Raw genomic sequence first — 25,752 nt, forward strand, 5'->3', positions numbered from 1 at the left:
CTGGTGCGCCAGATGTGGATGACCGCTTGTATCAGGGGACGCTTTGCTGCCGGTAATCGACGATGCCTTCGACGTACAGGATCATCTGCGCGCACAGCTGCAACCCGTGGTACCAGGGAAGGAAATCGTTGAGTGGAAGTCCAGCCATTGCAGCGTCGATGGTAAAGCTGCGCCATTGGACAGGAAGCTTGCTTTTGTTGCCGAAGTTCCATGCATTGTTGTGGCTGAAGGCGTTGCGCAGGTGCATCGCGAAGGCGAACCAGTCCTGGTCACGCAACTTCTTGAACTCTTGCTTTGCCGTAGCGTAACCCCCAGTAGCGGCCACGCTCTCCGAGAGCATGCGCGCATAGGCCGCGTCCATCGTCGAACGCGCCAGGCCAGCGTGTACGGCGGCGTTGAAGGTGACGCGGTAACCGTTGCCTTCCGGCTCTGGAGAAGTGTCGCCTTGGGTAATGGTGAAGCCCGATTCGGTGATATGGATGCAATGCCGCGCTATTTCCGGGCCGGTTTCCGGCGAGGTCAGCAGCGCATAGCCGGCGGCGCTGTAGTGAAACGCATCGCGTGCGATGAGCAGCCGTTCCATTGCCTGGTTGCGGTGCGGATCGAGCGCTTTCCGAAGAAATTGGTTCATGGAATGAGTATCTATCGGACTTTCACTCTGCGGGCGATGTGGGCAGCACCTTGCCCGGATTCAAAATGCCATCCGGATCCAGCGCGGCCTTGATCGCGCGCATGGCCGCCAGTGTGGGTGCGCTGAAGGCCTGGGTCATGAAATCGCGCTTGGCCACGCCGATGCCGTGTTCGCCGGAGAGCGTGCCTTCCAGCGCCAGTACCAGCGCAAACACGCGCGGCAGTGCCGCCTGCGCGCGCGCCGTTTCATCGGCGTCGTCCGGGTCATACATGATGTTGACGTGCAGGTTGCCATTGCCGGCATGACCGAAGGCAACGATTGGCACCGCGAATTCCACCGCCAGTGCTTCCACACCAGCGACAAGCTCAGGAATGCGCGAGACCGGTACCACCACGTCCTCGTTGATCTTGCCCGGCTTGATGGTGCGCAATGCCGGCGACAACGCACGGCGTGCCGCCCATAGTTTGTCGCGCGCGCTGCCATCGGCGGCGATGTCCAGGCTGAGGACGCCATCGCCATCGGCCGCGTCATGCAGGGCCTGCAATGCGTAGGGCAGGGTGTCGTGATCGCCATCGGCTTCGATCAACAGCATCGCGCCGGCATCGGGCACGTCGCTGCCATTGCGGCGCAGTAGCGCAATCGCGCTGGCATCCATGAATTCCAGCATCGTCGGCGTGGTGGGTTGCGCCATGATGCGCGACACCGCCGCCGCCGCGCTGGCGGCATCGCGGTACAGCGCACGCACGCCGGCTTGCGCGACTGCGCGCGGGGTCAGCTTCAGCGTCGCTTCGACGATGATCGCCAGCGTGCCTTCGCTGCCGACCAGCAAATGCGTGAGGTCGTAGCCAGTGGAATTTTTGGTGTACGCGCCACCGCAGTGAATGACATCGCCGGTGCCGGTCACCGCGACCAAGCCGAGCACGTTGTCGCGGGTGGCGCCGTATTTCACCGCACGCGGGCCGCCGGCATTGGTCGACAGGTTGCCGCCCACGCTGCAGATCTCCGCGCTCGATGGATCCGGCGGCCAGAACAGGCCGTGCGGCTGCAAGGCCTGCTGCAAATCGCCATTGAGCACACCCGGTTGCACCACCGCACAGCGGTCGGCCGGGCGCAACGCCAGGATGCGGTTCATGCGCGCCATCGATACCACCACGCCGCCGGAAAACGGCACTGCCGCGCCAGTGGTGCCGGTGCCCGCGCCGCGCGCCACGATCGGCACGCCATGCGCGCGGCACGCCTGCACGATCGCCACCACGTCATCGGTATCGCGCGGCAGCGCCACCGCACCCGGCAATGCCCAGCGCCGCGAATCGTCCTCGCCATAGCGGCGCCGCGCGTCTGCGCCGGTCAGCCAGCCTTCCGGTCCAAGCCGTGCGGCCAGCAGGTCGGCCAGCGCGGTGGGAAGTCCATCAGTCATGACGCGTGATCCTGTGGTGTCGCGCGTTGGAGGCATCGCCACCCAAGCGCCGCGACGGTGAGCGGCAACCACACCCAGCGCAGCTCGGAGAGCAGCACGGTGAGGCCACGCGTATTGAAGAAATTGCCGGCAAACGGGGAGACCCGAATCGGCCGCCACGGCGCAAACCAGCGCGCATCGCTCCACGGCCAGGCCAGGGCCACGCCCAGGCCGCCGGAGGTCATTGCATCCAGCAGCGGATGCGAAGCGGTGCAGATCAACAGAAATACTGCGGCCTGCAGTGCATCGGCGCGCAGCAGGCGATGCGCGCCGGCACCCAGCGCGGCCGTCAACATGGCAAACAGCAGCGAGTGACTGGCGCCGCGGTGGCCGAACGCATCGGCATACGGGATGTGCAGCGCAAAAGCGGCCACGTCGGCATCGGGCAGCATTGCGGCCACCACGCCGGCGGCAAGCAGGCGCGGGCTGATGCGTCCGCGCTCGCTGGCACACCAGAGCGCCAGCGGCACCGCGGCGTGGGTCATGATGGTTGGCATCGAACGGGCTCGTTGCTCAGCAGTCGTCGAGACGGAATGCGTCGCGGATCCAGTGCAGCAGCGGCGGCTCGCCGCTGGCCTCGACCACATCGAAGCGGCACGGCAGCGCCGCGAGCGCCGGGTGGGCGGCAAGGAACAGTTGCGCGGCCAGTACCAGCTTGCGGCGTTTACGGAAATCCACCGATGCCGCGCCGCCACCGAAGCGTGCGTCGCGACGGTAGCGCACTTCCACAAACACCAGCATCGGGCCGTCGCGCATCACCAGATCGAGTTCACCGCCGCGGTAATTGGCGTTGCCCGCCACCAGCCGCAGCCCGGCCTGTTCCAGCTGCGCGCGTGCGGCGGCTTCCACCGCTGCACCACGCTGCTGGCGGGCCGCCGGCATGGGCTTAGCGGCCGTCGGCGATCGGGACCGGCCGGCCACCGTTGAAGGTGGACCACGCCGGCGTGCGCAGCACATTGCCGAACCCATCCAGATGCAGGGTGCCGGTTGCGCCGCGCAGGCCGCCGTCGCTGCCGGTGGCGAGCTTTTCCAGGTACGCGCTGATCTTCCAGGCGTCGTAGCCGAACGCGAACAGGCGTGCCGCCGGGCCGCGTGCGCTGGGCAGGGTGCTGGCGACCTGGCTGGCTGCCGGCAGGCCGGACACGCCCAGGGCGGTCCAGGTCTCGCTGGGGTAGACGATGCCGTCCAGCGCCAGGTCGTCTTCCACCTTGCCGGTGCCGGCCACCAGCTGCGAGGTGCCAACGCGCGACTTGCCGGCGAACCCGCTCAATGCCAACTGCGGCGCCAACGCGCGCGCGGTGTTGCCGCGCACCGCCAGGAACACCGCATCGGCGGTGCCGTAATTGCGCAACTGCGCGCCGATGTCGCCTGGCACATCGGCCACGCTGATGCTGCCGGCGATGGTGCCGCCGCGTTCGCTGAAACGGTCGCGGAAGGCCTTGATGGTGCGCTTGCCGTTGTCGTCGCTGGTGCCGACGATCAGCACATTGCGGCGTTCGCGCGAGAGCAGGTATTCGGCAGCCATGATGCCGTCGTCTTCTGGCGCCAGCGAGAACCCGGCGCTGCCGCTGGGCGGGGCCTTGTTGTCGGTGGGGCGGTTGAGCGCCAGCACCGGCACCGCGAGCTGGCCGCGCGCAAACAGCGCGCTGACCTCGTCGCGGCCCAGCGGGCCGACCACGTAATCCACGCCCGCACCCACGGCCTTGTCGTAGGCGGCATTGGCGCCGGCGGCGGTGCCGGCGGTGTCGAAGAAGCGCAGTTCCGGGCGGCGGCGGGTCTCGGCGTAATAGCCGGCCAGCAGGCCGTCGCGTACCGGCGCCGAGGCGGTGGCCAGGTTGCCGCTGAGCGGCAGCAGCACGCCCAGCTTCACCGGCGGGCGGTAGCCGTCGCGTTCGGCCGGCGGGCGCTTGCTGGTGTCGAAGCCCCACTGCGCGTCACGTTCGAAGGCGCGCGGCAGCGGCAGGCCACGGCTGATCAGCGCGCGGCCGGCGAAGTTGTACAGCGGGTCGCCGGCCGGCAGCGCGGCGGTGCGGCCCTTGAGCGTGGCGTCGTCGAGCGCGGCAAGCAGGCGCACGATGGCGCGCTGGTTCTCGCTACGCGGTGTGCCGGTCAGGCTGGCGTCGGCGCGGGCGCGGTCGGCCGCGGCACCGAACAGGTCGCCGGTGGCTTCCAGCGCGGCGGCGCGTGCCACCAGCCAGCGCGTCTGCAGCGGCTGGGTCAGCCCCTGCGGGCTGTCGCCCAAGGCCTGCAGTGCCTGCGCGGCCTGCTTGTCGATCACCGCCAGCTCGCCGGTGAGCAGGTCAAAACGCGCGCGGTCCTCGCCGGTGAGGTGGCGCGCGGTGACCTGGCCCAGCAAGGTACGGGCGCGTGCGTCGTCGCCGGCATCGTGCCAACCGAACGCCGCCGCAGCCAGCAGGCGGCTGCGCTGCGCACCGCTGGCGCTGGCTGCCTCGGCTTCCAGTTGCTGCGCGGCCTCGCGCGGCTTGCCCTGGTCCAACAGCGCCAGCGCCGCGCTCTGTGTCGGCGAAGCGGTCTGGGTGACGCTGCTGGTCGCGCAACCGGCGGCCAGCATGACCATCAGCGAGAGGGCGGAGATCCTTGCAACACGCTTGTTCATTTCAGATCCATTGGACAGGGGCCGCCAGGGCGGACCGTTAAAAACGCTACGATTCTACGCTTTGCCCTTGAGAATGCCGCTGATGACGTCCCCCGGAACCCTGCACGTGGTCGCCACGCCGATCGGCAACCTGGCCGACCTGTCGCCGCGCGCCCAGGAGACGCTGCGCGGTGTGGCCGCCATCTGTGCCGAAGACACCCGCCATACCCGCCAGTTGTTGAGCCATTTCGGCATCGACCGCCCGCTGTTGGCCCTGCACGACCACAACGAAGAAGCCATGTCCGAGCGCATCGTGACCCGCCTGCGCGAGGGCGAATCGCTGGCCATCGTCAGCGACGCCGGCACCCCGCTGGTCAGCGACCCTGGCTTCAAGCTGGTGCGTGCCGCCCGTGAGGCCGGCATCCGGGTCAGCCCGGTACCGGGCGCCTGCGCCGCCATCGCCGCGCTCAGCGTTGCCGGCTTGCCGAGCGACCGGTTCGGCTTTGAAGGCTTCCTGCCGGCCAAATCCGCTGCGCGCCGCGAGCGGCTGTCACGCCTGGCCGGCGAGACGCGCACGCTGGTGTTCTACGAATCCTCGCACCGCATCGTCGAATCGCTGGCCGACCTGCGCAGTGCCTTCGGCGACGACCGCCCCGCGGTGATCGCCCGCGAGCTGACCAAGCTGTTCGAAACCGTGCTCGATGGCAGCCTGGCCGACCTGCAGGCCCAGGTCGAAGCCGACGACAACCAGCGCAAGGGCGAGTTCGTGGTGATGGTGCAGGGCGCCGCCGATGCCGCCGACGGCCAACTTGCCGAAGGCCGCCGCGTCTACGCCAAGCTTGCCGAACACCTGCCACCATCCACCGCCGCCAAGCTGGCCGCTGAGCTGACTGGTGCGCCGCGTAAGGCGTTATACGGTGGCTGATGTCGTTGTCCCAGGAGCGCGCTTGCGCGCGATGGAGCGTTCTCGGTCAAGCCCTGATTGCGCGCAGTCGCGCTCCCTGCATCGGCCAGCCAACTTGCCGCGCCGTTCTGCACGGCAGCGATAGCGTAGAATGCGCCCCGGCGGAGTCGGCCAGACAGTCGCGTCACTCGCAAGAGTGCCGAGGAAAGTCCGGGCTCCATAGGGCAAGGTGCCAGGTAACGCCTGGGCGGCGCAAGCCGACGGAAAGTGCAACAGAAAGATACCGCCTACGTTCCCTTCGGGGAGCCGGTAAGGGTGAAATGGTGCGGTAAGAGCGCACCGCGAGTCCGGTAACGGACCGGCACGGCAAACCCCACCTGGAGCAAGACCAAATAGGGATCCATTGGCGTGGCCCGCGCTGGATCCGGGTAGGTTGCTTGAGCGCTGCGGTGACGTAGCGCCTAGACGAATGACTGTCCACGACAGAACCCGGCTTATCGGCCGGCTCCGCCGCCTTGCTTTGGGCATCGCCCAAAGCTAAGGCGCCCACGCTTCGTACCGCCTGCGGCAGTACAAAACGCGGGTCCCGCTCCGGGCATGCCAAATCCCCGCGGCTGTCGCCGCGCCCCCTTGACTCAAGGGGGCTTGCACTTGGGTGCACTGCTGGGCGCTTTGCCTTGGCTGCGATCAATGCGATCTGGTTGCTGCGGTCATCGTTACGTGGCTTGGGCTTCGCCTTCGCGGTCTATTTGATCGTTTTTGGGGCTTGGGCTTCGCCCTCGTGGCCGACGACGCGTTGGTGTTTCCCCTGCGGCCGTGTTTGGCGCTTAGCCGAATGAGCGGGTGAACAGTTCGTCCAGGGCGTCGATGATGGTTTGGCCTTGGTCTTTCAGGGAGCCGGCAGGTTTGCTGAGCGCCGCCAGCGGCACCGAGGTCATTTCCAGGGGCTGCAGGATGACGCTGTGGCCGGACACCGTGAGTTCCGGGGTGAAGCGGGATGGGGTCGGGGAGTGGGTGGACTTTCGGACCAGGGGCACGACGACGCGGCGAGGTGAGGCGTCGAAGATCTTTGACTGGACGACCACCACGTACGGGATGTTCTTGTTCTGGCCGACGTTCGCGTAGACATCGAACTGGTCGGTCATAGCGTGGAGAACTCGTCGGCGAAGGAGCCGTGCGCGTCGGTGAAGGTCTTCCATTCGCTTGCGGCGCGTTGCAGCTCCATCGCTCTGGCGCTGTGGCTGTCGCGCTCTTTTGTCACGTAGTCGGCCAGCAGTTCTTCGACCTTTGCCGACAGGTTGCCGGTCATCGCCCGTGCCTGCGCGGCCAAGTCCGAGTTGATGGTCAGGTTCAGCGGCTTTTTTTGCGCGGAAGTGTCGTAGTAACGGCTCATGATTGGCATCCCGTCATTCATGCGCACGCTATGCGCATGAATGCGCATTGTCAATGCATGCCGGCGACGTCCAGTCGTGTCTCGCCCTGAAAGACACCATCCGGGCCGAAGCGGCGTTCGTGGATGAAGCCGTGGCCGTGGTGGTCCACCGCCACGATGGTGCTGGCGCGGGTGCCATAGCTGGCGCCGCGGATGAAGGCCGCCGAGAGCAGGCGTTCGGTGGCGCGGTCCACGCCGGTGTGCGGGAGGTCAGCATCTGCGGCAGTAGCGGGGTTGGCCAAGGCCGTCCACAACGGCTGCAGGTCGTCGCTGCCGCTGTCGCACCAGGCGGCCAGTGCGTGCGTCAGCGCGGTGGTCTTGGGCCAGTGCGCATCCAGCGGGCCGTTGGACATGCCGTGGATTCCCGGGGCGAGGGCGCGTGCCAGCGCTGGATGGTTGCTGAGGTGCTCGCAGCGCTCGGCGTCGCACAGCAGCAGATTGAAGGGCGGGAACTCCTGCCCGGCAGCCGCCAGTTCGCGCGCGTAGGTGGCCGCGTCCGCGCTGCCGGAGAGGTAATCGGCAATCAGGTGGCCACGCGAACGGCCGGAGGCAGTGGCCAGCGGGTCGCGCACGTTGGTCACGACGGCGGCGCGGCCGTCCAGCCCCAGGCCCACCCAGCTGCCGCCGGAGCGCAGGTCGCGGCCGGCCAGTACGCGCTCGGCCGGCGCCGCCCATTGCGCCAGTGGCGCGGTGGGGCGCTCGTGGAACTCATCGCGGTTGCCGGCCAGCAGCAGGCGCCAGCGCGGGTGGGTTTTCCAGGCAAGAGCGACCAGGCACATGCCTTCTATTGTCGCCCGTTTGCGCAGTTGAGGTCTGCAGCTGGCGCAGCGTGAAGTGAGACAGTGGTCGGGTTTACATGGCCTTCACGCCCCTGAATTTTTGTTCAATCTCAAAATCTGAGACGAAACAGCAACTTGTGGATAAGCTTTGAACAAGTCTCTAAAGAGTGCTGCAACTCATTGATGTGACTAGCGATTTGCGCCTTTGAAAACTGTTGACAACCTTTGACGCACTGCTAAGGTGGGCAACGGAGGGAAAACCAGGCTTTTTGTGGTTTTTCGTGGTTCAATGATCCCCCAGGCGGATTTTCGAGGTTGCATTCGGTGTTTCAGGGCGAGACGGCCATCACGGTGGACGACAAGGGGCGTATGGCGGTGCCAACCGCATATCGCGACCTGGTTGCGCGCGTGAGCGGCAATCGCCTGGTGCTCACCTACAACCCGTTCGAAGCCGGATGCCTGTGGCTGTATGCAGAAAAGGAGTGGGAGCGGGTGCGTGACGATGTGATGTCCAAGCCCAATACCCAGCGGGTGGTGCGCACGCTGCAGCAGAAGCTGGTGGGTTCTTCGGCGGTGCTGGAGCTCGACGCCAATGGCCGTTTGAGCATCCCCGCCAGCCACCGCAATGCGGTCGGCATTGAAAAGAAGGCCGTGCTGTTGGGCATGGGCGACAAGTTCGAACTCTGGAGCGAGCAGGCACATCGCGCACTGATCCAGCAGACATTGTCTGACGGGGATCTGGGCGATGAATTGCTCGATCTCAGGTTGTGAGCCGGGGTGCCCGGATGCGCGGTGAAGCGCAGCCCGGTCACCCGGTGTCGCAGCCGCCGGCGGCCCACGTGCCGGTGCTGTACACCCAGGTTCTCGAAGGCCTGCAGGTGACCGAAAACGGAACCTATCTCGATGGCACGTTCGGGCGTGGCGGACACGCACGCGGCGTGCTGGAACACCTTGGCCCGGGAGGTCGACTGCTGGTGATGGACAAGGACCCCGAAGCGATTGCCGTGGCCGAACACACGTTCGGTGGCGATGCGCGCGTGTCCATCCATCGCGGCAGTTTCGCCGGGCTCGGCCAGGTGGTCGCCGCGGCAACCGTCGACGGCATCCTGCTGGACCTGGGCGTGTCTTCGCCGCAACTGGACGTGGCCGGGCGCGGTTTCAGTTTCGGCAAGGACGGCCCGCTGGACATGCGTATGGACCCCGATAGCGGGCAGAGCGCCGCCGGCTGGCTGGCGCAGGCAACCGACCGCGAGATTGCCGATGTGTTGTGGACCTACGGCGAAGAACGCCAGAGCCGGCGCATCGCGCGGGCGATCGTGGCGCGCCGTGGCGAACAGCCGTTGCTGCGCACCGCGCAACTGGCCGACCTGATTGCCTCGGTGATGCCGCGCGGCGACAGCAAGACTCATCCGGCCACGCGCAGCTTTCAGGCGATCCGCATCCATATCAACCGCGAGCTGGCCGACCTGGAAGCCGGGCTGGACGCTGCCCTGGGCGCGCTCAAGCCGGGTGGCCGCCTGGCGGTGATCAGCTTCCATTCGCTGGAAGACCGCATCGTCAAGCAGTTCATGGCCCGCTACGCCAAGGCCCCGCCAAGCAACCGCCGTCTGCCCGAAGCGCAGCCGTTCGTGCCGACCCTGCAACTGGTCAGCGGCGCGATCAAGGCCGACGACAGCGAGCTGGCCGTCAACCCGCGCGCCCGCAGTGCGGTGCTGCGGGTGGCTGAAAAGCTGGGAATGGAGAATCGGGAATCGGGAATGGGCAAAGGCCACGGCGCCGCTGCTTCTCGATTCCCCACTCCCGATTCCCGATTCCCGACGTCTCCCAACGGAGACGCCCCATGAGCCGCCTGCTGCTCATCGTGCTGCTCGCCTGCAGCATCGCCTCGGCGATCGGTGTGGTGTACATGCGCCACATGCATCGCAAGTTGTTCGTGCAGTTGTCCAAGCTCGAACACAGCCGCGATGAATTGAATATCGAATTCGGCCGGCTGCAGCTGGAGCAGGCCACGTGGGCGGAAAGCAATCGCGTGGATCAGGTCTCGCGTGAGCGCATCGGGATGAAGTTCCCGGAGACCAGCGACATCGTGGTGATCCGCCCATGACAAGCTGGCACGACAGCCGTTTCGCACTGGCAAGCCGCGCACAGGGATGTGCGCCATGAAAGCCGGCCGCAACCGCCCCCGTAGCAACTTCAACCTGCGCGGCCGCCTGACCCTGGTCGGCGTGGCGCTGGGTCTGTGCTCGGTGACGCTGATCGGCCGCGCGGCCTACGTGCAGCTGGTCAATCGCGATTTCTACCAGCGCCAGGGCGAGGCCCGCTATCTGCGCGAGCTGCCGATCGCCACCTCGCGCGGCATGATCACCGACCGCAACGGCGAGCCGCTGGCGGTGTCCACGCCGGTGGAATCGATCTGGGTCAATCCGCAGGAATTGCTGCGTAACCCGGACCGCATCCCGGAGCTGGCCACCGCGCTCGGGCAGCCGCTGGACGAGTTGAACGCCAAGCTGGCGCAGAAGGCCGGCAAGGAATTCATGTACCTCAAGCGCCGGATCAACCCGGACAAGGCGCATGCGATCGTGGATCTGAAGATCCCGGGCGTGTTTTCGCAGCGCGAGTTCCGCCGCTTCTATCCGCAAGGCGAAGCGATGGCCCACGTGCTGGGCTTCACCAATATCGACGACCGCGGCCAGGAAGGCCTGGAGCTGGCCTTCGACGAATGGCTGCGCGGCAAGCCGGGCTCCAAGAAGGTGGTGCGCGATGCCCGCGGCGCCATTGTCGAGAGCGTGGACCTGGTGCGTCCGGCGCAGCCGGGCAAAGACCTGACGCTGAGCATCGACCGCCGCATCCAGTTCCTGGCCTACAAGGAGCTGCGCAACGCGCTGGTCGAAAACAAGGCCGCTGGCGGCTCGATGGTGGTGATGGACGTGGCCACCGGCGAAGTGCTGGCCATGGTCAACCTGCCCACCTACAACCCGAATTCGGTCACCGGCATCAACCCGTCGGCGCGCCGCAACCGCGCGGTCACCGACCTGGTGGAGCCGGGCTCGACGATGAAGCCGCTGACCGTGGCCACCGCGCTGACTGCCGGCGTGGTGACCAAGGACACCATCATCGATACCAACCCCGGCTACATGGCCGTGGGGCGCTTCACCATCCGCGACGTGCCGCGCAACAACGGCGTGCTCAACGTCACCGGCGTGATCACCCGCAGTTCCAACATCGGCGCGGCGAAGATCGCGGCCAAGGTGCCGGACCAGACGTTCTACCAGTCGATCCGCAACTTCGGTTACGGCAGCGCGCCGCAGAGCGGATTTCCGGGCGAATCGTCCGGCATGGTGCTGCAGCCGCAGAAGTGGAGTGGCCCGTCCAAGACCACCATGTCCTACGGTTACGGCCTGTCGGTGACGCCGCTGCAGATTGCGCAGGCGTACGCGACGTTGGGCAATGGCGGCAAGCTGACCCCGCCCACCTTCGTGCGCGGCCAGCACAACGAAACACGCCAGGTGGTGACGCCGGAAGTGGCGCGCCAGGTCATCGACATGATGGAAACCGTGGTCACCCAGGGCGGCGCGAAGGGTGCGGCGATCCTGGGGTATCACGTGGCCGGCAAGACCGGTACCGCGCGCAAGAACGGCGCTGGCGGCTACGAGCGCGGGCACTACAACGCGCTGTTCGCCGGCCTGGTGCCGGCCACCCGGCCGCGCTTTGCCACGGTCATCGTGATCAACGATCCGCAGGGCAAGGTGTATTACGGCGGCCTGGTGTCTGCGCCGGTGTTCCACCGGGTGATGGAAGGCGCGCTGCGGCTGATGGACGTGCCGCCGGACGACATCCAGTCGTGGCTGGCCGCGCAGGCGGCCGGCAAGACCGGCCAGCCGGTGGTCAAGCCGCAGCCGGCCGATCTCGACCCGGCGTTGGTGCCGGACCCGGTGGACGAAGTGTCCGCCGGCATCCCGACCGCACTGGCATCGGGCGCCACGCCCGCGCAGCCGGCGCCGTTGCAGGAGAGCCGCCAGTGAGCCGCGCCATGGCACTGTCGCAGCTGCTCCCGGACGTGGCGCTTGCACGCGATGTGCAGGTGTCCGGCCTGGTGATGGACAGCCGTGCCGTGCGCCCGGGCGATGCCTTCGTGGCCATCGCCGGCTTCGGTGCGCATGGGCTGGGATTTGCCGCACAGGCGCTGGCCAGCGGTGCATCCGCCATCCTGTTCGAACCGCCGGCGCCGGCCGACCTGCCAGTGCCGGCCGACGCGATCGCCGTGCCGGGGTTGCGCGCGCGCCTGGGCGTGCTGGCCGACCACTTCCACGGTGCGCCGTCGCAGGCGATGCGCATGATTGGTGTCACCGGCACCAACGGCAAAACCTCCACGGTGCAGCTGCTGGCGCAGGCGCTGACGCTGCTCGGCACCCCCACCGGCACCATTGGCACGCTGGGCGTGGGCCTGTACGGCGCTGCGGTGCCGACCGGGTTCACCACGCCGCTGGTGTTGCAGACCCACGCCGAGCTCGCGCAACTGCGCGATGCCGGCGCGCAGGCGGTGGCGATGGAAGTCAGTTCGCATGCACTCGATCAGGGCCGCGTGGATGCGGTGCAGTTCGACGTGGCGGTGTTCACCAATCTCACTCGCGACCATCTCGATTATCACGGCGACATGGCGCAGTACGGTGCGGCCAAGGCCAAGCTGTTCGCACGCGCCGGGTTGCGCGCAGCGGTCGTGAACCTGGACGACGCCTTCGGCCGCACGTTGTTTGCGGCGCTGGATCCGGCACTGCACGCCATCGGCGTGAGCTCGCGTGCGCAGGCCGGTGCCACGGTGCAGGCGCAGGATTTGCAGCTCGATCACCACGGCATCCAGTTTACGTTGCACATCGGCGAAGCGGCGCACCCGGTGCGCTCGCCGCTGCTGGGCCGTTTCAACGTGGATAACCTGCTGGCCGTGGCCGGCGCGCTGCACGCGCTCGACATCGCACCGGCGCAGATCGCCGAAGTGCTGGGCCGCTTGCAGCCGATCCACGGCCGCATGAATCGCCTGGGTGGTGCGCATGGCGCGCCGCTGGTGGTGGTGGACTACGCACACACGCCTGACGCACTGGAACAGGCGCTCACCAGCCTGCGTTCGCATGCGCAGGATCGGTTGATCTGCGTGTTCGGCTGCGGCGGCGAACGCGACACCGGCAAGCGCCCACAGATGGCTGCCATTGCCGAGGTCACCGCCGATGTGGCGATCGTCACCGACGATAATCCGCGCGGCGAAGATGGCGATGTGATCGTTGCCGACATCCTGCGCGGGTTTGCGCGTCCGGATGCGGCGATCGTGCAGCGCGACCGTGCTGCCGCCATCCACCAGGCCATCAGCATGGCCGGCGCGGACGACATCGTGCTGATCGCCGGCAAGGGCCATGAGCCGTATCAGGAAGTGGCCGGCGTGCGGCATGCCTTCGACGATGCAGCGGTGGCTGCGCAGGCGTTGCTGCCGCGCACCGGGCTGGGGGTGCGGGTATGAAACTCACACCGCTGTCGCTGATTGCCCACTTTGCTGGCGGCGAATTGCATGGCGACGACGCCATGATTGACGCCGTTGGCAACGACACCCGTGCGCTGGCCAGCGGCAGCCTGTATGTGGCGCTGCGCGGCGAGCGTTTCGACGGCCACGACTTTGCCGCCGATGCGGTGGCGCGCGGCGCCAGCGGCCTGCTGGTGGACCGCCTACTGCCGGCACTGCACGTGCCGCAGGTAGTGGTCGCCAATACCGAACTCGCCCTGGCGCGCATCGCCGCCGGCATGCAGCGCGACCGCGCCACGCGCGTGATTGCGCTCACTGGCTCCAACGGCAAGACCAGCGTCAAGGCATTGCTGCTGGCGATTCTGGCCGAAGCCGGCCGCGTCGACGGCATCACCGCCTACGCCAACCCGGGTAATCGCAATAACGAGATCGGCCTGCCGCTGGCGGTGATCGCCGCGCCGGACGATGCCGATCTGGCGGTCTACGAAATGGGTGCAGGCAAGCCCGGCGACATCGCCTATCTCACCGACATCGCGCGCCCTGACGTGGCCCTGGTCAACAACATCGCGCCGGCACATCTGGAGCGCATGGGCAGCCTGCTCGGGGTGGCGCAGACCAAGGGCGCCATCTACACCGCGCTGCCGGCCGATGGCGTGGCCGTGATCAATGCCGACGACGCCTTCGGTGCCTGGTTCGAACAACAGCTGCTGGCGCAGCCGCTGCAGGGCCGCCGCGTGCTGCGCTACGGCCTGCACGCAAGCGCTGAAATCACCGCGCGTCAGCTGCGCCTGCATGCCGCCGGCGCGCAGTTCGTGCTGGCGACCCCGCAGGGCGAAGCGCCGGTGGTGCTACCGCTGCCGGGCCGCCACAACGTGCTCAATGCGCTGGCTGCCACCGGCCTGGCGCTGGGCGCCGGCATTGCGCTGCCGATCATTGCGGCCGGTCTGGCCCAGGCCACGCAGGTGGCCGGGCGCCAGATTGCACACACGTTGGCGACCGGCGCGGTGCTGATCGACGACAGCTACAACGCCAATCCCGGTTCGCTGGACGCGGCCATCGATGCACTGGCCGCCGCACCGGGCGAGGGCTGGCTGGTGCTGGGTGACATGCGCGAACTCGGCCCCGAAGCGCCGGCATTGCACGCTGCGGCCGGCCGCCGCGCGCGCAACGCCAAGCTCGCGCGCCTGTATGCACTGGGCGCGCTCAGCGCCGCCGCCGCACAGGCGTTCGGCGACGGCGGCCGTGTGTTCGCCACCCATGCCGCGCTGGCCGCGGCCTTGCAGGCGGACCTGGCAGCCGCTGCTTCGCAGACTCAAACGCAGGACTCTTCTTTGATGCACGAACACACCGGTGCAGTGGCGCGGGCCGCTGCCTCCGTCGCGCCGCCCACGCTGCTGGTGAAGGGCTCGCGTGGCAGCGCCATGGACCGCATCGTCGCCGCGTTGCTCGCACCGTCGGAGGATGCCTCCCATGCTGCTTGAGCTGGCCCGTTGGCTACAGCAACTGGAGAGCCTGTTCGGGCTGTTCAACTATCTGACCTTCCGCGGCATCCTGGCAGCGCTGACCGCGCTGTTCCTGTCGTTGTGGATGGGCCCGGCGGTGATTCGCAAGCTGGCGCAGTTCAAGGGCGGCCAGCCGATTCGCCAGGACGGCCCGCAGACGCATTTTTCCAAGGCCGGCACGCCGACCATGGGTGGCTCGCTGATCCTGCTCACGGTCACCTTGTCGGTGTTGCTGTGGGGCGATCTGCGCAACCGCTATGTGTGGCTGGTGCTGGCGGTGATGATCTGCTTCGGTGCGATCGGCTGGTACGACGACTGGATCAAGATCGTGCGGCGCGACCCGAACGGCTTGAAGTCGCGCTGGAAATATCTGCTGCAGTCGATCTTCGGCCTGGCCGCGGGCCTGTTCCTGTACTACACGGCCGACGTGCCGGCCGCGATCACCTTCTACATCCCGATGTTCAAGGCCATCGCCTTGCCGCTGGCCGGCGTGAGCTTCGTGGTGATCGCCTATTTCTGGATCGTCGGCTTCTCCAACGCGGTCAACCTGACCGACGGCCTGGACGGCCTGGCGATCATGCCGACCGTGCTGGTCGCCTGCGCGCTGGGCGTCTTCGCCTATGCCTCGGGCAACGTGGTATTCGCCGAATACCTCAAGATCCCGCTGATTCCCGGCGCCGGTGAGCTGATCATCATCTGCTCGGCGATTGCCGGGGCAGGCTTGGGCTTTCTGTGGTTCAACACCTACCCGGCGATGGTGTTCATGGGCGACATCGGCGCGCTGTCGTTGGGCGCGGTGCTCGGCACCGTGGCGGTGATCGTGCGTCAGGAACTGGTGCTGGTGATCATGGGCGGCGTGTTCGTCATCGAAACGCTGTCGGTGATGATCCAGGTCGCCAGCTTCAAGCTGACCGGCAAGCGCGTGTTCCGCATGGCGCCCATCCATCACCACTTCGAGCTCAAGGGCTGGCCGGAGCCGCGCGTGATCGTGCGCTTCTGGATCATCTCGGTGGTGCTGGTGCTGATCGGCCTTGCCACGTTGAAGGTGCGCTGATGAACGACATGTCCCGCCAGGCCACGCGACTGGACGCCATCGGCGGCCGCTATGACCCGTGGCTGCTCGGCGCGGCTGCCACGCTGGCATCGCTGGGCGTGGTGATGGTGGCCTCCAGCTCGATCGAGTTGTCGGAGAACCCGTTCTATTACCTGACCCGCCATCTGCTGTTCCTGGGCATCGGCGTGGGCCTGGCGTTCTGGGCGATGCGCACCGAGCTCAAGACCATCGAGCAGTACAACCAGGTGTTGCTGCTGGCGTGCTTCGGCCTGCTGATGGTGGTGTTCGTGCCGGGGCTGGGCAGCAGCGTCAACGGCGCCAAGCGCTGGATCAACCTGGGCGTGTCGAAATTCCAGACCGTCGAAGCGGTCAAGGTGCTCTACATCGTGTGGCTGTCCAGCTACCTGGTGCGTTTCCGCGACGAGGTCAACGCGACCTGGCCGGCGATGCTCAAGCCGCTGGGCGTGGCGATCGCATTGGTTGGCCTGTTGCTGATGCAGCCGGACTTCGGCTCGTCCACGCTGCTGCTGGCGATCACCGCCGGCATGCTGGTGCTGGGCGGAGTGAACCTGCCGCGGATGTCGATGCCGATCGTGTTCGGCCTGCCGGTGTTTGCGTTCATCGCGATCCTGGAACCGTACCGCTTGCGCCGCATCACCTCGTTCCTGGATCCGTGGGCCGACCAGCTTGGCTCCGGCTACCAGTTGTCCAATGCCTTGATGGCGGTGGGCCGCGGGCAGTGGACCGGTGTGGGCCTGGGCGCTTCGGTACAGAAGCTCAACTACCTGCCCGAAGCGCATACCGACTTCATCTTTTCGGTGATCGCCGAGGAACTCGGCTTTGTCGGCGTGTGCAGCGTGGTGGCGTTGTACGCGCTGCTGGTCGGCCGCGCGTTCTGGCTGGGCATGCGCTGTGTGGAAATGAAGCGTCATTTCTCCGGCTACATCGCCTTCGGTATCGGTTTGTGGATCAGCCTGCAGAGCTTCGTCTCGGTGGGCGTGAACCTGGGCATCCTGCCGACCAAGGGCCTGACCTTGCCGCTGATCTCCTCGGGCGGTTCGTCGGTGCTGATGACCTGCGTGGCGATGGGCCTGCTGCTGCGCGTGTCCTATGAAATGGACCGTGCCGAGCGCCTGCGCAGCAAGTTGTCGCCGCACGGTGCCGCGCCTGCTCCGATGGCACCGGTCGAGCCGTCTGCCGAGCCAGCGCCGGCGCCTGCACCGGTGCGCAAGCCGCAGCGCGAAACCGCGGCTGCCGCACCTGCACCGGTCATGCCGGCCTCCGTCGCGCCGGCATCTGCCGTGCTGCGCGGGACCAGCCGCATGCAGCCACGCGTCGAACCCACGTTCGGGAGGATCGCGTGAGCGTTGAGCATGCGACTCCGGTGCAGCAGCCTGCACATGCCGCGGCATCAGTGCGACCGGTGATGATCCTGGCCGGCGGCACCGGCGGGCATATTTTTCCGGGCCTGGCCGTGGCCAAGGTGCTGCGCGCGCGTGGCGTGCCGGTGACGTGGCTGGGCGCCGACGGCGCGATGGAAACGCGCCTGGTGCCGCAGCACGCAATCCAGATCGACACGCTGGCCATCAGTGGCCTGCGTGGCAAGGGCATCGTGAAACTGCTCGGTGCGCCGGTGCGGGTGATGCGTGCAGTACGCGCGGCCGGCTTCGTGCTGCGCAAGCGCCAGCCGCGCGCGGTGATCAGCTTCGGTGGATTTGCTGCCGGCCCGGGCGGCCTGGCAGCGCGTCTGCTGGGCGTGCCACTGCTGGTGCACGAGCAGAACCGCGCGCCGGGCATGACCAACAAGGTGCTGTCGCGTTTTGCGCGCCGCGTGCTGACCGGCTTTCCGGGCAGCTTCGCTGGCGAAGAAGCCGTGGGCAACCCGGTGCGCGAGGAAATCGCCGCACTGCCGGCACCGGCCACGCGCCTGGTCGGCCGTGGTGGCCCGGTGCGGCTGCTGGTGCTCGGCGGCAGCCAGGGCGCTCGCGCACTCAATAATGCCGTGCCGGCCGCACTGGCTGCGCTTGGCCACCCGGCCGTTGACGTGCGTCACCAGTGCGGCGAAAAGCTGCGCGCCGAAGCCGAAGCCGCCTATGCGCAGGCAGCGGTGAACGCCAGCGTGGAACCCTTCATCGCCGACATGGCCGCGGCCTACGCCTGGGCCGATTTGGTGGTGTGCCGCGCCGGTGCCAGCACGCTGGCCGAAGTGTGCGCGGCCGGTGTCGGCAGCGTGCTGGTACCGTTCGCCGCCGCCGTGGATGACCACCAGACCCGTAACGCCGAATACCTGGTCAGTGCCGAGGCCGCCGTGCTGCTCAAGCAGGACGACACCCTGGCAGTGCGCCTGCAGCAGGTGCTGCAGACCCTGCTCGCCGACCCCGCCCGCCGCCTTGCCATGGCACAGGCCGCCCGCACCCTGGCCAAACCCGACGCCGCCGAACGCATCGCCGACATCATTCTGCAAGAGGCCGGGAATGGTAAATCGGGAATGGGGAATGGTCAGAGCGCAGAACAACTTCAGGAACACACTGTGATTCACCAAAACAAGCGCACCGATCAGGCGCTCGACGCAGCCAGCGCTTCGCTTCACCCGATTCCCGATTCTCGATTCCCGATTCGCACTTCCGCAGGAGGTGCCCAGTGATCCGCCGTCTGCAGGACAGTGGCGATCTGGTGCGCGCGTTCCCGCGTGTGCACTTCGTGGGTATCGGCGGCACCGGCATGAGCGGTATTGCCGAGGTGATGCTGACCCTGGGCTATGAAGTCTCCGGCTCGGACAATGCCGACAACGCGGCCACGCGGCGCCTGGCCAAGCTGGGTGCGCGCGTGATGCGCGGCCATTCGGCGGCCAACGTGCTGGGAACCGATTGCGTAGTGGTGTCCAGCGCGATCCGCGAAGACAACCCCGAACTGATGGAAGCGCGCAGCCAGCGCATTCCGATCATGCCGCGGGCGGCGATGCTGGCCGAGTTGATGCGCTTCCGTCGCGGGATCGCGGTGGCCGGCACGCACGGCAAGACCACCACCACCAGCCTGGCCGCGGCCGTGCTGAGCGAAGGTGGCCTGGATCCGACCTTCGTAATCGGTGGCCAACTGCTGGCCGCCGGTGCCAACGCCAAGCTCGGCGGTGGCCAATGGTTGGTGGCCGAAGCCGATGAAAGTGATGGCAGCTTCCTGCGCCTGAATCCGCTGATGGCGGTGATCACCAACATCGATGCCGATCATCTGGAAAACTACGGCAACGACTTTGCCCGCGTGCAGGCGGCGTTTGCCGAGTTCCTGCAGCGCCTGCCGTTCTACGGCCTGGCGTTGCTGTGCATCGACGACCCGGAAGTGGCAGCGCTGGCCGGCAAGACGCCGCGCCATGTGATGAGCTACGGCATGAGCGAAAACGCCGACGTGCGCGCCGAAGACGTGGTGCAGGACGGCCCGCGCATGCGCTTCACACTGCGCCTGCCCGAAGGCACCACCACGCCGGTGACGCTGGCCCTGCCGGGCCGTCACAACGTGCTCAATGCACTGGCTGCTGCGGCCATCGGCTGGCAGCTGGGCGTGGCGCCGGACACCATCGCGCGCGCGCTGGAAAACTTTGCCGGTATCGGCCGTCGCTTCAACGATCTGGGCGAAGTCACCACCGCCAGCGGCGCGCGCGTGCGCGTGGTCGACGACTACGGCCACCACCCGCGCGAGCTCGAAGCAGTCTTCGCCGCGGCCCGTGGCGGCTGGCCGGACAAGCGCCTGGTGGTGGCCTTCCAGCCGCACCGTTACAGCCGCACCCGCGATCAGTTCGACGCGTTCGCCGCAGTGCTCAGCACCGTCGACGCCCTGGTATTGAGCGAGGTCTACCCGGCCGGCGAAGCGCCGATTCCCGGCGCCGATTCCCGCGCCCTGGCGCGTGCCATCCGTGCACGCGGCCGTAGCGAGCCGGTGGTGGTCGGCCAGGTCGCCGGTCTGTCCGAAGTGTTGCCCGACGTTCTGCAGGACGGTGACCTGCTGCTGATGATGGGCGCCGGCGACATCGGTTATGTCGCCCAGCAGATCGTCACCGATGGCTTTGTCGGAGCGCCGGCATGAGTACGCAGATCGCTCCCGCGCGCATCAGCGACCCGGCCGCCTTCGGCCGCGTTGCAGTGCTGCTGGGCGGTACCTCGTCCGAGCGCGAGGTTTCGCTCAATTCCGGCAGTAACGTGCTCGACGCCCTGCGCGCGCGCGGCGTCGATGCGCAGCCGGTCGATGGCATTCCGGCATTGGCGCAGGCATTGGTCGCGCAGCGCTTCGACCGCGTCTTCAACGTGCTGCACGGCCACAACGGCGGCGGCGAAGACGGCATCGTGCAGGGGTTGATGGAAGCCTTCGGCGTGCCGTACACCGGCTCGAACGTGCTCGGCTCGGCGCTGAGCATGGACAAGATTCGCACCAAGCAGGTCTGGCTGTCGCTGGGCCTGTCCACGCCGCGCTACGCACGGCTTGCCGCCGGCGCCAGCGCGCAGCAGATCCACGCCGCTGCCGAGCAGATCGGCTTGCCGGTGATCGTGAAGCCGGCCAACGAAGGCTCCAGCGTCGGCGTCAGCCGCGTGTTCGACCAGGCGCAGCTCGACGAGGCCGTGACGCTTGCCGCACGCTACGACGGCGCGCTGCTGATGGAACAACTGATCGAAGGCGACGAGCTCACTGTCGCCGTGCTCGGCGATGTGGCGCTGCCGTCGATCCGCATCGTGCCCAAGGGCCAGTGGTACGACTACAACGCCAAGTACATCGCCGAAGACACGCAGTACCTGTGCCCGGGACTTGATGGCGACGCAGAAGCACAGATCGGCCAGCTCGCCCTGGACGCCTTCCGCGCCGCCGGCTGCAGCGGCTGGGGCCGCGTGGACGTGATGCGCGATGGCAGCACCGGCCAGCTGTACCTGCTGGAAGTGAACACCGCCCCGGGCATGACCAGCCACTCGCTGGTGCCCAAGGCCGCCCGCCAACTCGGCATCGACTTCGAAGCGCTGGTCTGGCGCGTGTTGGAGCAGACGCTGTGAAGCGGGGAATGGGGAATCGGGAATCGGGAATGGGTAACAGCGGCTGCGCTGTTGCCGTTGCGATTCCCTATTCCCGATTCCCCATTCCCGCGCGCGGAGCGCGCCCATGAACGCCACTCTGCGCATCCTGGCCTGGTTGATCGCGGTGGCGCTGGTCGCGTTGCCGGTGGTGGCCGTGCTCAATGGCTGGGTGGGCGCCGAGCGGTGGCCGCTGGCGCGCCTGCGTGTTTCCGGCGATTTCAAGCGGGTGCCGGCCGAGGAGCTGCGTGCGGTGGTGTTGCCGTATGCGCGCTCGGGATTCTTTGCGGTGAAGCTGCAGGACGCACAGGACGCCATCGCGCGCTTGCCGTGGGTGGAAAGTGCGCAGGTGCGCAAGCGTTGGCCGGATGTGCTGGAAGTGCATGTGGTCGAACACAAGCCGTTCGCCCGCTGGGGCACCGATCGCATGTTGTCCGAGCAGGGCCGGCTGTTTCGCACACCGCCGTTGCTGAAGGATTTCAAGTTGCCGCAGCTCGGTGGCCCGGATGCCAAGACCCAGGAGGTGGTGGCGCTGTACAACGAGTCACGCGCGTTGTTCGCGCCGACCGGCCTGGATGTGGAGCGTCTGGAAATGGATGCGCGCGGCAGTTGGTCGCTGGGCTTGAGCAACGGCGTGCAGATCGTGATCGGCCGCGACGATGCGCGCGCACGCCTGCAGCGGTTCGCGCGGGTACTGCCGCAGCTGACTGATCCACAACGTCCGATCGCGCGCGCCGACCTGCGTTACACCAACGGCTTTACGGTCGAACGGCGAATGGAGAATGGGGAATCGGGAATGGATAAAAAGCCAAAGCCGGTTCCGCCTGCTGCGCCGCACGCGCTGGTCCTTAATTCTCTGCGCCTCCGTACACCGCTATTGACCATTCCCCATTCCCCATTCGCTATTCCCGGCTTTAAGACATGAACCGCAAAGGCGACAAATCCCTCATCGTTGGACTGGATATCGGCACCTCCAAGGTGGTCGCGCTGGTCGGCGAGTACTCGCCCGGCAATCCGATCGAAGTGATCGGCATCGGTTCGCACGAGTCGCGCGGCCTCAAGCGTGGCGTGGTGGTGGATATCGAATCCACCGTGCAGTCGATCCAGCGCGCGGTCGAAGAAGCCGAGCTGATGGCCGGCTGCGAAATCCGCTCGGTGTACGCTTCGATCTCCGGTAACCACGTGCAGTGCAAGAACTCGCCCGGGATCGTGCCGATCCGCGATGGCGAGGTAACCTGGAGCGATCTGGAGCGCGTGCTCGACGCCGCCAAGGCCGTGGCCATTCCTGCCGATCAACGCATCCTGCATGCAATTCCGCGCGAGTATGTGCTGGACGATTCGCAGGAAGGCATCCGTAACCCGGTCGGCATGACCGGCGTGCGCCTGGAGGTGCACGCGCACCTGGTGGTGTGCGCACAGTCGGCCGCGGCCAACATCACCAAGTGCGTGCAGAAATGCGGCTTGCAGGTGGACGATCTGGTGCTGTCCTCGCTGGCGTCCTCGGTCGCGGTGCTGACCGCCGACGAGCGCGAGCTGGGCGTGGTGCTGGTAGATATCGGCGCCGGCACCACTGACCTGGCCGTGTACGTGCAGGGCGCGATCTGCCACACCGCGTCGCTGCCGATCGCCGGCGACCACGTTACCAACGACATCGCGCACATGCTGCGTACGCCGACGCCGGAAGCCGAGCAGATCAAGGTGCGCTACGCCTGCGCGCTGGCGCAGCTGGCCACCGCCGAAGAAAGCATCCAGGTGCCATCGGTGGGCGATCGCCCGCCGCGTCGCATGCCGCGGCATGCACTCGCGCAGGCGGTGCAGGGCCGCTACGAAGAAATTTTCGAGATGGTGCAGGCCGAACTGCGTCGCTCCGGCTTCGAGGAAATGGTGCGCGCCGGCATGGTGCTCACCGGTGGCGCCTCGAAGATGGAAGGTGTGGTGGAGCTGGCCGAAGAAATGCTGCAGATGCCGGTGCGCGTGGGCATTCCGCAGCACGTCACCGGCCTGGGCGAAGTGGTGGGCAACCCGGTACACGCCTCCGGCGTGGGCCTGTTGCTGATGGGCAGCCAGATCGAACACCCGCGCCGACCGTCGATCCCGACCGGGCGCGCGGGGAGCTTGTTCAAGAAATTGAAGAACTGGTATCGCGGCGAATTCTGACGAATCGGGAATCGGGAATCGGGAATCGGGAATCGGTTAAAGCAAAAGCAAGGCGGTTGCGGCAAGGTATGAGTAGAGAGCGGTGAGAGCGGGCAGGGCGTAATTTTTTGTGTTCCGCTGAGGAAGCGGTGGTTGGCGTGAAGGTGAGTCGCGGTTGCGATTTCCCATTCCCAACTCACCATTCCCGGCATTCAAACAACAACATTCGCCGACATGCGGGTGTCGGGCTGGCGAACGGAGCAATCCGATTCCCCATTCCCGATTCCCCATTCACGGCATCAAAGAGGACACTGACATGGCACATTTTGAACTGATCGAAAAGATGGCTCCCAACGCGGTGATCAAGGTCGTCGGCGTCGGCGGCGGCGGTGGCAACGCGGTTGCGCACATGGTGAACACCAACGTCGATGGCGTGGAATTCATCACCGCCAACACCGACTCGCAGGCGATCAAGAACTGCGGCGCCAAGCTGCAGCTGCAGTTGGGTACCAACGTCACCAAGGGCCTGGGCGCAGGCGCCAATCCGGAAGTCGGCCGTCAGGCCGCGCTGGAAGACCGCGAGCGCATCATGGACGCACTGCAGGGCGCGGACATGGTTTTTATCACCGCCGGCATGGGTGGCGGTACCGGTACCGGCGCCGCTCCGGTGGTCGCGCAGCTGGCCAAGGAGATGGGCATCCTGACCGTCGCCGTGGTCACCAAGCCGTTCCCGTTTGAAGGCCGCCGCCGCATGCAGGTTGCGCTCAAGGGCATCGAGGAACTGAGCCAGCATTGCGACTCGCTGATCACCATTCCCAATGAAAAGCTGATCACCGTGCTGGGCCGCAACGCCACCATGATCCAGGCGTTCCGCGCTGCCAACGACGTGCTGCAGGGCGCCGTGCAGGGCATCGCCGATCTGATCGTGCGTCCGGGCCTGATCAACGTCGACTTCGCCGACGTGCGCACCGTGATGTCGGAAATGGGCCTGGCCATGATGGGCACCGGGTCGGCACGTGGCGATGACCGCGCGCAGGCCGCGGCCGAAGCCGCCATCCAGAACCCGCTGCTGGACGATGTCAACCTGGCCGGTGCCAACGGCATCCTGGTCAACATCACCGCCGGCCCGGATTTCACAATGGCCGAGTTCGACGAGATCGGTCGCACCATCGAAGCGTTCGCCTCCGAAGATGCGACCGTGGTCGTCGGCACCGTGCTCGACCCCGACATGCAGGACGAAGTACGCGTCACCGTGGTGGCCACGGGCCTCAACCGTGCCGTTGCGCGGCAGACCCAGCGCCCGGACCAGCGCGCGCCAATCAAGCTGGTGCGCAATGCCACCACCGGCCAGCCGGAATTTGGCGACTTCGAGACTGGCGGTGACGCGGTGTCCAAGGCCGTCGGCGGCAGCATGGGCCTGGGCCTGCGTCGTCCGAGCAGCGACTCGGCCGGCAGCAGCAACGCTGGCGCGTCCACCCCGGCCGCCGCAGATCTGCCGAACGACTACCTGGATATCCCGGCGTTCCTGCGCCGCCAGGCCGACTGACCGCCCCACGCTGCGCGCGGTTCGGCGCAGCGGCAATGCCCCGGCAGCCGCCGGGGCGCCTGTCCTGTCCTTTTCTGCCGGGTCGGTGCCGACCCGGCAGCTTTTGCAGCGGCGTGTATGGTGCGTTACAGTCTCCGTCACGCGTGATTTGTTAAAATTCGGCTAATCTCCCCCGATTAGACAGCCGGTTCAGCGTCTGTCTGCATTGCTCATACAGACTTCGCCCATGACCCAGCAACGCACTCTCAAGAACACCATCCGCGCCACCGGCGTCGGCCTGCATAGCGGCGACAAGGTCTATATGACCCTGCGCCCTGCACCGGTCGATCACGGCATCGTGTTCCGTCGCGTCGATCTGGAGCCAGTAGTTGAAGTTCCTGCCGATGCCGAGCTGGTCACCGAGACCACGCTGTGCACGGGGCTGACCTGCAACGGCGCCAAGATCCAGACCGTGGAGCACCTGATGTCGGCACTGGCCGGCCTGGGTGTGGACAACGTGATCGTGGAGCTGTCTTCGGCCGAATTGCCGATCATGGATGGTTCCTCCGGCCCGTTCGTGTTCCTGCTGCAGTCGGCTGGCATCGTCGAGCAGAACAAGGCCAAGCGCTTCATCCGCATCAAGCAGCCGGTGGAAGTGCGCGAGGGCGACAAGGTCGCGCGCTTTGAGCCGTACGAGGGCTACAAGCTCGGTTTCACCATCGAATTCAATCACCCGATGATCCCGGCCAAGCAGTCACGCCAGGAGATCGAGTTTTCCACCTCCGCTTACGTCAAGGAAATCTCGCGCGCCCGCACGTTCGGGTTCATGCGCGACCTGGAGTACATGCGCGAGCGCAACCTGGGACTGGGCGGCTCGATGGATAACGCCATCGTGCTGGACGAGTTCCGCGTGCTCAACGAAGACGGCCTGCGCTACACCAACGAATTCGTCCGCCACAAGATCCTCGACGCCATCGGCGACCTGTACCTGGCCGGCGGCGCGATCCTGGGTGCCTACGAAGGCTTCAAATCCGGCCATGCGCTCAACAACAAGCTGGTGCGTGCGCTGCTGGCGGACCAGGCCGCATGGGAATGGGTCAGCTTCCCGGAAGGCACCGAGCAGCCGCCGGTGACCTACGCCAGCCCCGTCTATGCCTGATGTCAGGGATTTCCCTGGCACGGCCGC

General features: G+C 66.9%; 24 protein-coding genes and 1 other RNA gene. 17 read left to right on the top strand and 8 right to left on the bottom strand.

Annotated features, from left to right (window positions below):
• Positions 1-31: 31 nt before the first annotated feature.
• From XCC_RS03650 to XCC_RS03670, 5 genes are all read right to left on the bottom strand, one after another.
• Entirely contained in the window at positions 32-583 is a 552-nt protein-coding gene (locus XCC_RS03650; RefSeq protein WP_011035946.1) for a hypothetical protein, read from the bottom strand.
• Positions 584-653: 70 nt separating this feature from the next.
• Entirely contained in the window at positions 654-2,048 is a 1,395-nt protein-coding gene (locus tag XCC_RS03655) for an FAD-binding oxidoreductase (protein ID WP_011035947.1), read from the bottom strand.
• Entirely contained in the window at positions 2,045-2,584 is a 540-nt protein-coding gene (locus XCC_RS03660; protein WP_011035948.1) for a metal-dependent hydrolase, read from the bottom strand. Before XCC_RS03660 ends, XCC_RS03655 begins: the two co-directional genes overlap by 4 nt.
• Before the next feature lie 16 nt (positions 2,585-2,600).
• Positions 2,601-2,969 carry a YraN family protein gene (locus XCC_RS03665; protein ID WP_011035949.1) on the bottom strand — a complete coding sequence of 123 codons (369 nt, stop codon included), beginning with the start codon at positions 2,967-2,969 and terminating at the stop codon, positions 2,601-2,603.
• Positions 2,970-2,973: 4 nt separating this feature from the next.
• Entirely contained in the window at positions 2,974-4,704 is a 1,731-nt protein-coding gene (locus XCC_RS03670; RefSeq protein ID WP_011035950.1) for a penicillin-binding protein activator, read from the bottom strand.
• An 82-nt stretch (positions 4,705-4,786) separates the two neighbouring features.
• Between XCC_RS03670 and rsmI the strand changes: the two genes are divergently transcribed.
• Entirely contained in the window at positions 4,787-5,608 is an 822-nt protein-coding gene (rsmI, locus tag XCC_RS03675) for a 16S rRNA (cytidine(1402)-2'-O)-methyltransferase (protein WP_011035951.1), read from the top strand.
• Positions 5,609-5,750: 142 nt separating this feature from the next.
• Positions 5,751-6,100: RNase P RNA component class A (gene rnpB / locus XCC_RS03680), an RNA gene on the top strand.
• Between the two features lie 314 nt (positions 6,101-6,414).
• Here the strand turns inward: rnpB and XCC_RS03685 are convergent.
• From XCC_RS03685 to XCC_RS03695, 3 genes are read right to left on the bottom strand one after another with little or no spacing between them, the layout of a single operon-like run.
• Positions 6,415-6,732: a CcdB family protein gene (locus tag XCC_RS03685; RefSeq protein ID WP_011035952.1), complete on the bottom strand. Its 318-nt coding sequence runs from the start codon at positions 6,730-6,732 to the stop codon at positions 6,415-6,417.
• Positions 6,729-6,980: a type II toxin-antitoxin system CcdA family antitoxin gene (locus XCC_RS03690; protein WP_029217148.1), complete on the bottom strand. Its 252-nt coding sequence runs from the start codon at positions 6,978-6,980 to the stop codon at positions 6,729-6,731. The genes XCC_RS03685 and XCC_RS03690 overlap by 4 nt, the downstream gene beginning before the upstream one ends.
• A gap of 50 nt (positions 6,981-7,030) precedes the next feature.
• Complete coding sequence (locus XCC_RS03695; protein WP_011035954.1) at positions 7,031-7,798, bottom strand: NRDE family protein; 768 nt, start codon at positions 7,796-7,798, stop codon at positions 7,031-7,033.
• 315 nt (positions 7,799-8,113) lie between these two features.
• Between XCC_RS03695 and mraZ the strand changes: the two genes are divergently transcribed.
• The 15 genes from mraZ to lpxC all read left to right on the top strand — a co-directional run bounded on the left by mraZ (position 8,114) and on the right by lpxC (position 25,725).
• Positions 8,114-8,569 carry a division/cell wall cluster transcriptional repressor MraZ gene (gene mraZ, locus XCC_RS03700; RefSeq protein ID WP_005910933.1) on the top strand — a complete coding sequence of 152 codons (456 nt, stop codon included), beginning with the start codon at positions 8,114-8,116 and terminating at the stop codon, positions 8,567-8,569.
• 14 nt (positions 8,570-8,583) lie between these two features.
• A complete protein-coding gene (rsmH, locus tag XCC_RS03705; protein WP_016945099.1) occupies positions 8,584-9,642 on the top strand; it encodes a 16S rRNA (cytosine(1402)-N(4))-methyltransferase RsmH in 1,059 nt (352 codons plus the stop codon).
• Complete coding sequence (ftsL, locus tag XCC_RS03710; protein WP_011035956.1) at positions 9,639-9,902, top strand: cell division protein FtsL; 264 nt, start codon at positions 9,639-9,641, stop codon at positions 9,900-9,902. Before rsmH ends, ftsL begins: the two co-directional genes overlap by 4 nt.
• A gap of 55 nt (positions 9,903-9,957) precedes the next feature.
• Entirely contained in the window at positions 9,958-11,820 is a 1,863-nt protein-coding gene (locus XCC_RS03715; protein WP_016945098.1) for a peptidoglycan D,D-transpeptidase FtsI family protein, read from the top strand.
• An 8-nt stretch (positions 11,821-11,828) separates the two neighbouring features.
• Complete coding sequence (locus XCC_RS03720) at positions 11,829-13,304, top strand: UDP-N-acetylmuramoyl-L-alanyl-D-glutamate--2,6-diaminopimelate ligase (RefSeq protein ID WP_029217147.1); 1,476 nt, start codon at positions 11,829-11,831, stop codon at positions 13,302-13,304.
• The gene (locus XCC_RS03725; RefSeq protein ID WP_011035959.1) at positions 13,301-14,785 is read left to right on the top strand and encodes a UDP-N-acetylmuramoyl-tripeptide--D-alanyl-D-alanine ligase; all 1,485 of its coding nucleotides are present in this window, start codon (positions 13,301-13,303) and stop codon (positions 14,783-14,785) included. The genes XCC_RS03720 and XCC_RS03725 overlap by 4 nt, the downstream gene beginning before the upstream one ends.
• A complete protein-coding gene (mraY, locus tag XCC_RS03730) occupies positions 14,775-15,860 on the top strand; it encodes a phospho-N-acetylmuramoyl-pentapeptide-transferase (RefSeq protein ID WP_011035960.1) in 1,086 nt (361 codons plus the stop codon). The genes XCC_RS03725 and mraY overlap by 11 nt, the downstream gene beginning before the upstream one ends.
• Positions 15,860-17,224 (top strand): putative lipid II flippase FtsW, encoded by a 1,365-nt coding sequence (gene ftsW / locus XCC_RS03735; protein ID WP_011035961.1) that lies wholly within the window; start codon positions 15,860-15,862, stop codon positions 17,222-17,224. The genes mraY and ftsW overlap by 1 nt, the downstream gene beginning before the upstream one ends.
• 62 nt (positions 17,225-17,286) lie before the next feature.
• A complete protein-coding gene (gene murG, locus XCC_RS03740) occupies positions 17,287-18,504 on the top strand; it encodes an undecaprenyldiphospho-muramoylpentapeptide beta-N-acetylglucosaminyltransferase (RefSeq protein ID WP_194734196.1) in 1,218 nt (405 codons plus the stop codon).
• Positions 18,501-19,934 (top strand): UDP-N-acetylmuramate--L-alanine ligase, encoded by a 1,434-nt coding sequence (murC, locus tag XCC_RS03745; protein ID WP_011035963.1) that lies wholly within the window; start codon positions 18,501-18,503, stop codon positions 19,932-19,934. The genes murG and murC overlap by 4 nt, the downstream gene beginning before the upstream one ends.
• Positions 19,931-20,887, top strand: coding sequence for a D-alanine--D-alanine ligase (locus XCC_RS03750; protein ID WP_011035964.1), 957 nt, complete (start codon positions 19,931-19,933; stop codon positions 20,885-20,887). Before murC ends, XCC_RS03750 begins: the two co-directional genes overlap by 4 nt.
• Before the next feature lie 106 nt (positions 20,888-20,993).
• Complete coding sequence (locus tag XCC_RS03755; protein ID WP_011035965.1) at positions 20,994-21,830, top strand: cell division protein FtsQ/DivIB; 837 nt, start codon at positions 20,994-20,996, stop codon at positions 21,828-21,830.
• Complete coding sequence (ftsA, locus tag XCC_RS03760; RefSeq protein WP_003485272.1) at positions 21,827-23,062, top strand: cell division protein FtsA; 1,236 nt, start codon at positions 21,827-21,829, stop codon at positions 23,060-23,062. The genes XCC_RS03755 and ftsA overlap by 4 nt, the downstream gene beginning before the upstream one ends.
• A gap of 295 nt (positions 23,063-23,357) precedes the next feature.
• Complete coding sequence (ftsZ, locus tag XCC_RS03765) at positions 23,358-24,587, top strand: cell division protein FtsZ (RefSeq protein WP_011035966.1); 1,230 nt, start codon at positions 23,358-23,360, stop codon at positions 24,585-24,587.
• A gap of 226 nt (positions 24,588-24,813) precedes the next feature.
• Positions 24,814-25,725, top strand: coding sequence for a UDP-3-O-acyl-N-acetylglucosamine deacetylase (gene lpxC / locus XCC_RS03770; protein WP_011035967.1), 912 nt, complete (start codon positions 24,814-24,816; stop codon positions 25,723-25,725).
• Positions 25,726-25,752 lie beyond the last annotated feature (27 nt).

Source organism: Xanthomonas campestris pv. campestris str. ATCC 33913, assembly GCF_000007145.1.
Classification (GTDB): domain Bacteria; phylum Pseudomonadota; class Gammaproteobacteria; order Xanthomonadales; family Xanthomonadaceae; genus Xanthomonas; species Xanthomonas campestris.

Bases quoted from the DNA above. Each gene is read 5' to 3' on its own strand.
- XCC_RS03650 (WP_011035946.1), bottom strand. From the start codon at position 583: ATGGAACGGCTGCTCATCGCACGCGATGCGTTTCACTACAGCGCCGCC.
- XCC_RS03655 (WP_011035947.1), bottom strand. From the start codon at position 2,048: ATGACTGATGGACTTCCCACCGCGCTGGCCGACCTGCTGGCCGCACGG.
- XCC_RS03660 (WP_011035948.1), bottom strand. From the start codon at position 2,584: ATGCCAACCATCATGACCCACGCCGCGGTGCCGCTGGCGCTCTGGTGT.
- XCC_RS03665 (WP_011035949.1), bottom strand. From the start codon at position 2,969: ATGCCGGCGGCCCGCCAGCAGCGTGGTGCAGCGGTGGAAGCCGCCGCA.
- XCC_RS03670 (WP_011035950.1), bottom strand. From the start codon at position 4,704: ATGAACAAGCGTGTTGCAAGGATCTCCGCCCTCTCGCTGATGGTCATG.
- rsmI (WP_011035951.1), top strand. From the start codon at position 4,787: ATGACGTCCCCCGGAACCCTGCACGTGGTCGCCACGCCGATCGGCAAC.
- XCC_RS03685 (WP_011035952.1), bottom strand. From the start codon at position 6,732: ATGACCGACCAGTTCGATGTCTACGCGAACGTCGGCCAGAACAAGAAC.
- XCC_RS03690 (WP_029217148.1), bottom strand. From the start codon at position 6,980: ATGAGCCGTTACTACGACACTTCCGCGCAAAAAAAGCCGCTGAACCTG.
- XCC_RS03695 (WP_011035954.1), bottom strand. From the start codon at position 7,798: ATGTGCCTGGTCGCTCTTGCCTGGAAAACCCACCCGCGCTGGCGCCTG.
- rsmH (WP_016945099.1), top strand. From the start codon at position 8,584: ATGCGCGGTGAAGCGCAGCCCGGTCACCCGGTGTCGCAGCCGCCGGCG.
- ftsL (WP_011035956.1), top strand. From the start codon at position 9,639: ATGAGCCGCCTGCTGCTCATCGTGCTGCTCGCCTGCAGCATCGCCTCG.
- XCC_RS03715 (WP_016945098.1), top strand. From the start codon at position 9,958: ATGAAAGCCGGCCGCAACCGCCCCCGTAGCAACTTCAACCTGCGCGGC.
- XCC_RS03720 (WP_029217147.1), top strand. From the start codon at position 11,829: ATGGCACTGTCGCAGCTGCTCCCGGACGTGGCGCTTGCACGCGATGTG.
- XCC_RS03725 (WP_011035959.1), top strand. From the start codon at position 13,301: ATGAAACTCACACCGCTGTCGCTGATTGCCCACTTTGCTGGCGGCGAA.
- mraY (WP_011035960.1), top strand. From the start codon at position 14,775: ATGCTGCTTGAGCTGGCCCGTTGGCTACAGCAACTGGAGAGCCTGTTC.
- ftsW (WP_011035961.1), top strand. From the start codon at position 15,860: ATGAACGACATGTCCCGCCAGGCCACGCGACTGGACGCCATCGGCGGC.
- murG (WP_194734196.1), top strand. From the start codon at position 17,287: ATGATCCTGGCCGGCGGCACCGGCGGGCATATTTTTCCGGGCCTGGCC.
- XCC_RS03750 (WP_011035964.1), top strand. From the start codon at position 19,931: ATGAGTACGCAGATCGCTCCCGCGCGCATCAGCGACCCGGCCGCCTTC.
- XCC_RS03755 (WP_011035965.1), top strand. From the start codon at position 20,994: ATGAACGCCACTCTGCGCATCCTGGCCTGGTTGATCGCGGTGGCGCTG.
- ftsA (WP_003485272.1), top strand. From the start codon at position 21,827: ATGAACCGCAAAGGCGACAAATCCCTCATCGTTGGACTGGATATCGGC.
- ftsZ (WP_011035966.1), top strand. From the start codon at position 23,358: ATGGCACATTTTGAACTGATCGAAAAGATGGCTCCCAACGCGGTGATC.
- lpxC (WP_011035967.1), top strand. From the start codon at position 24,814: ATGACCCAGCAACGCACTCTCAAGAACACCATCCGCGCCACCGGCGTC.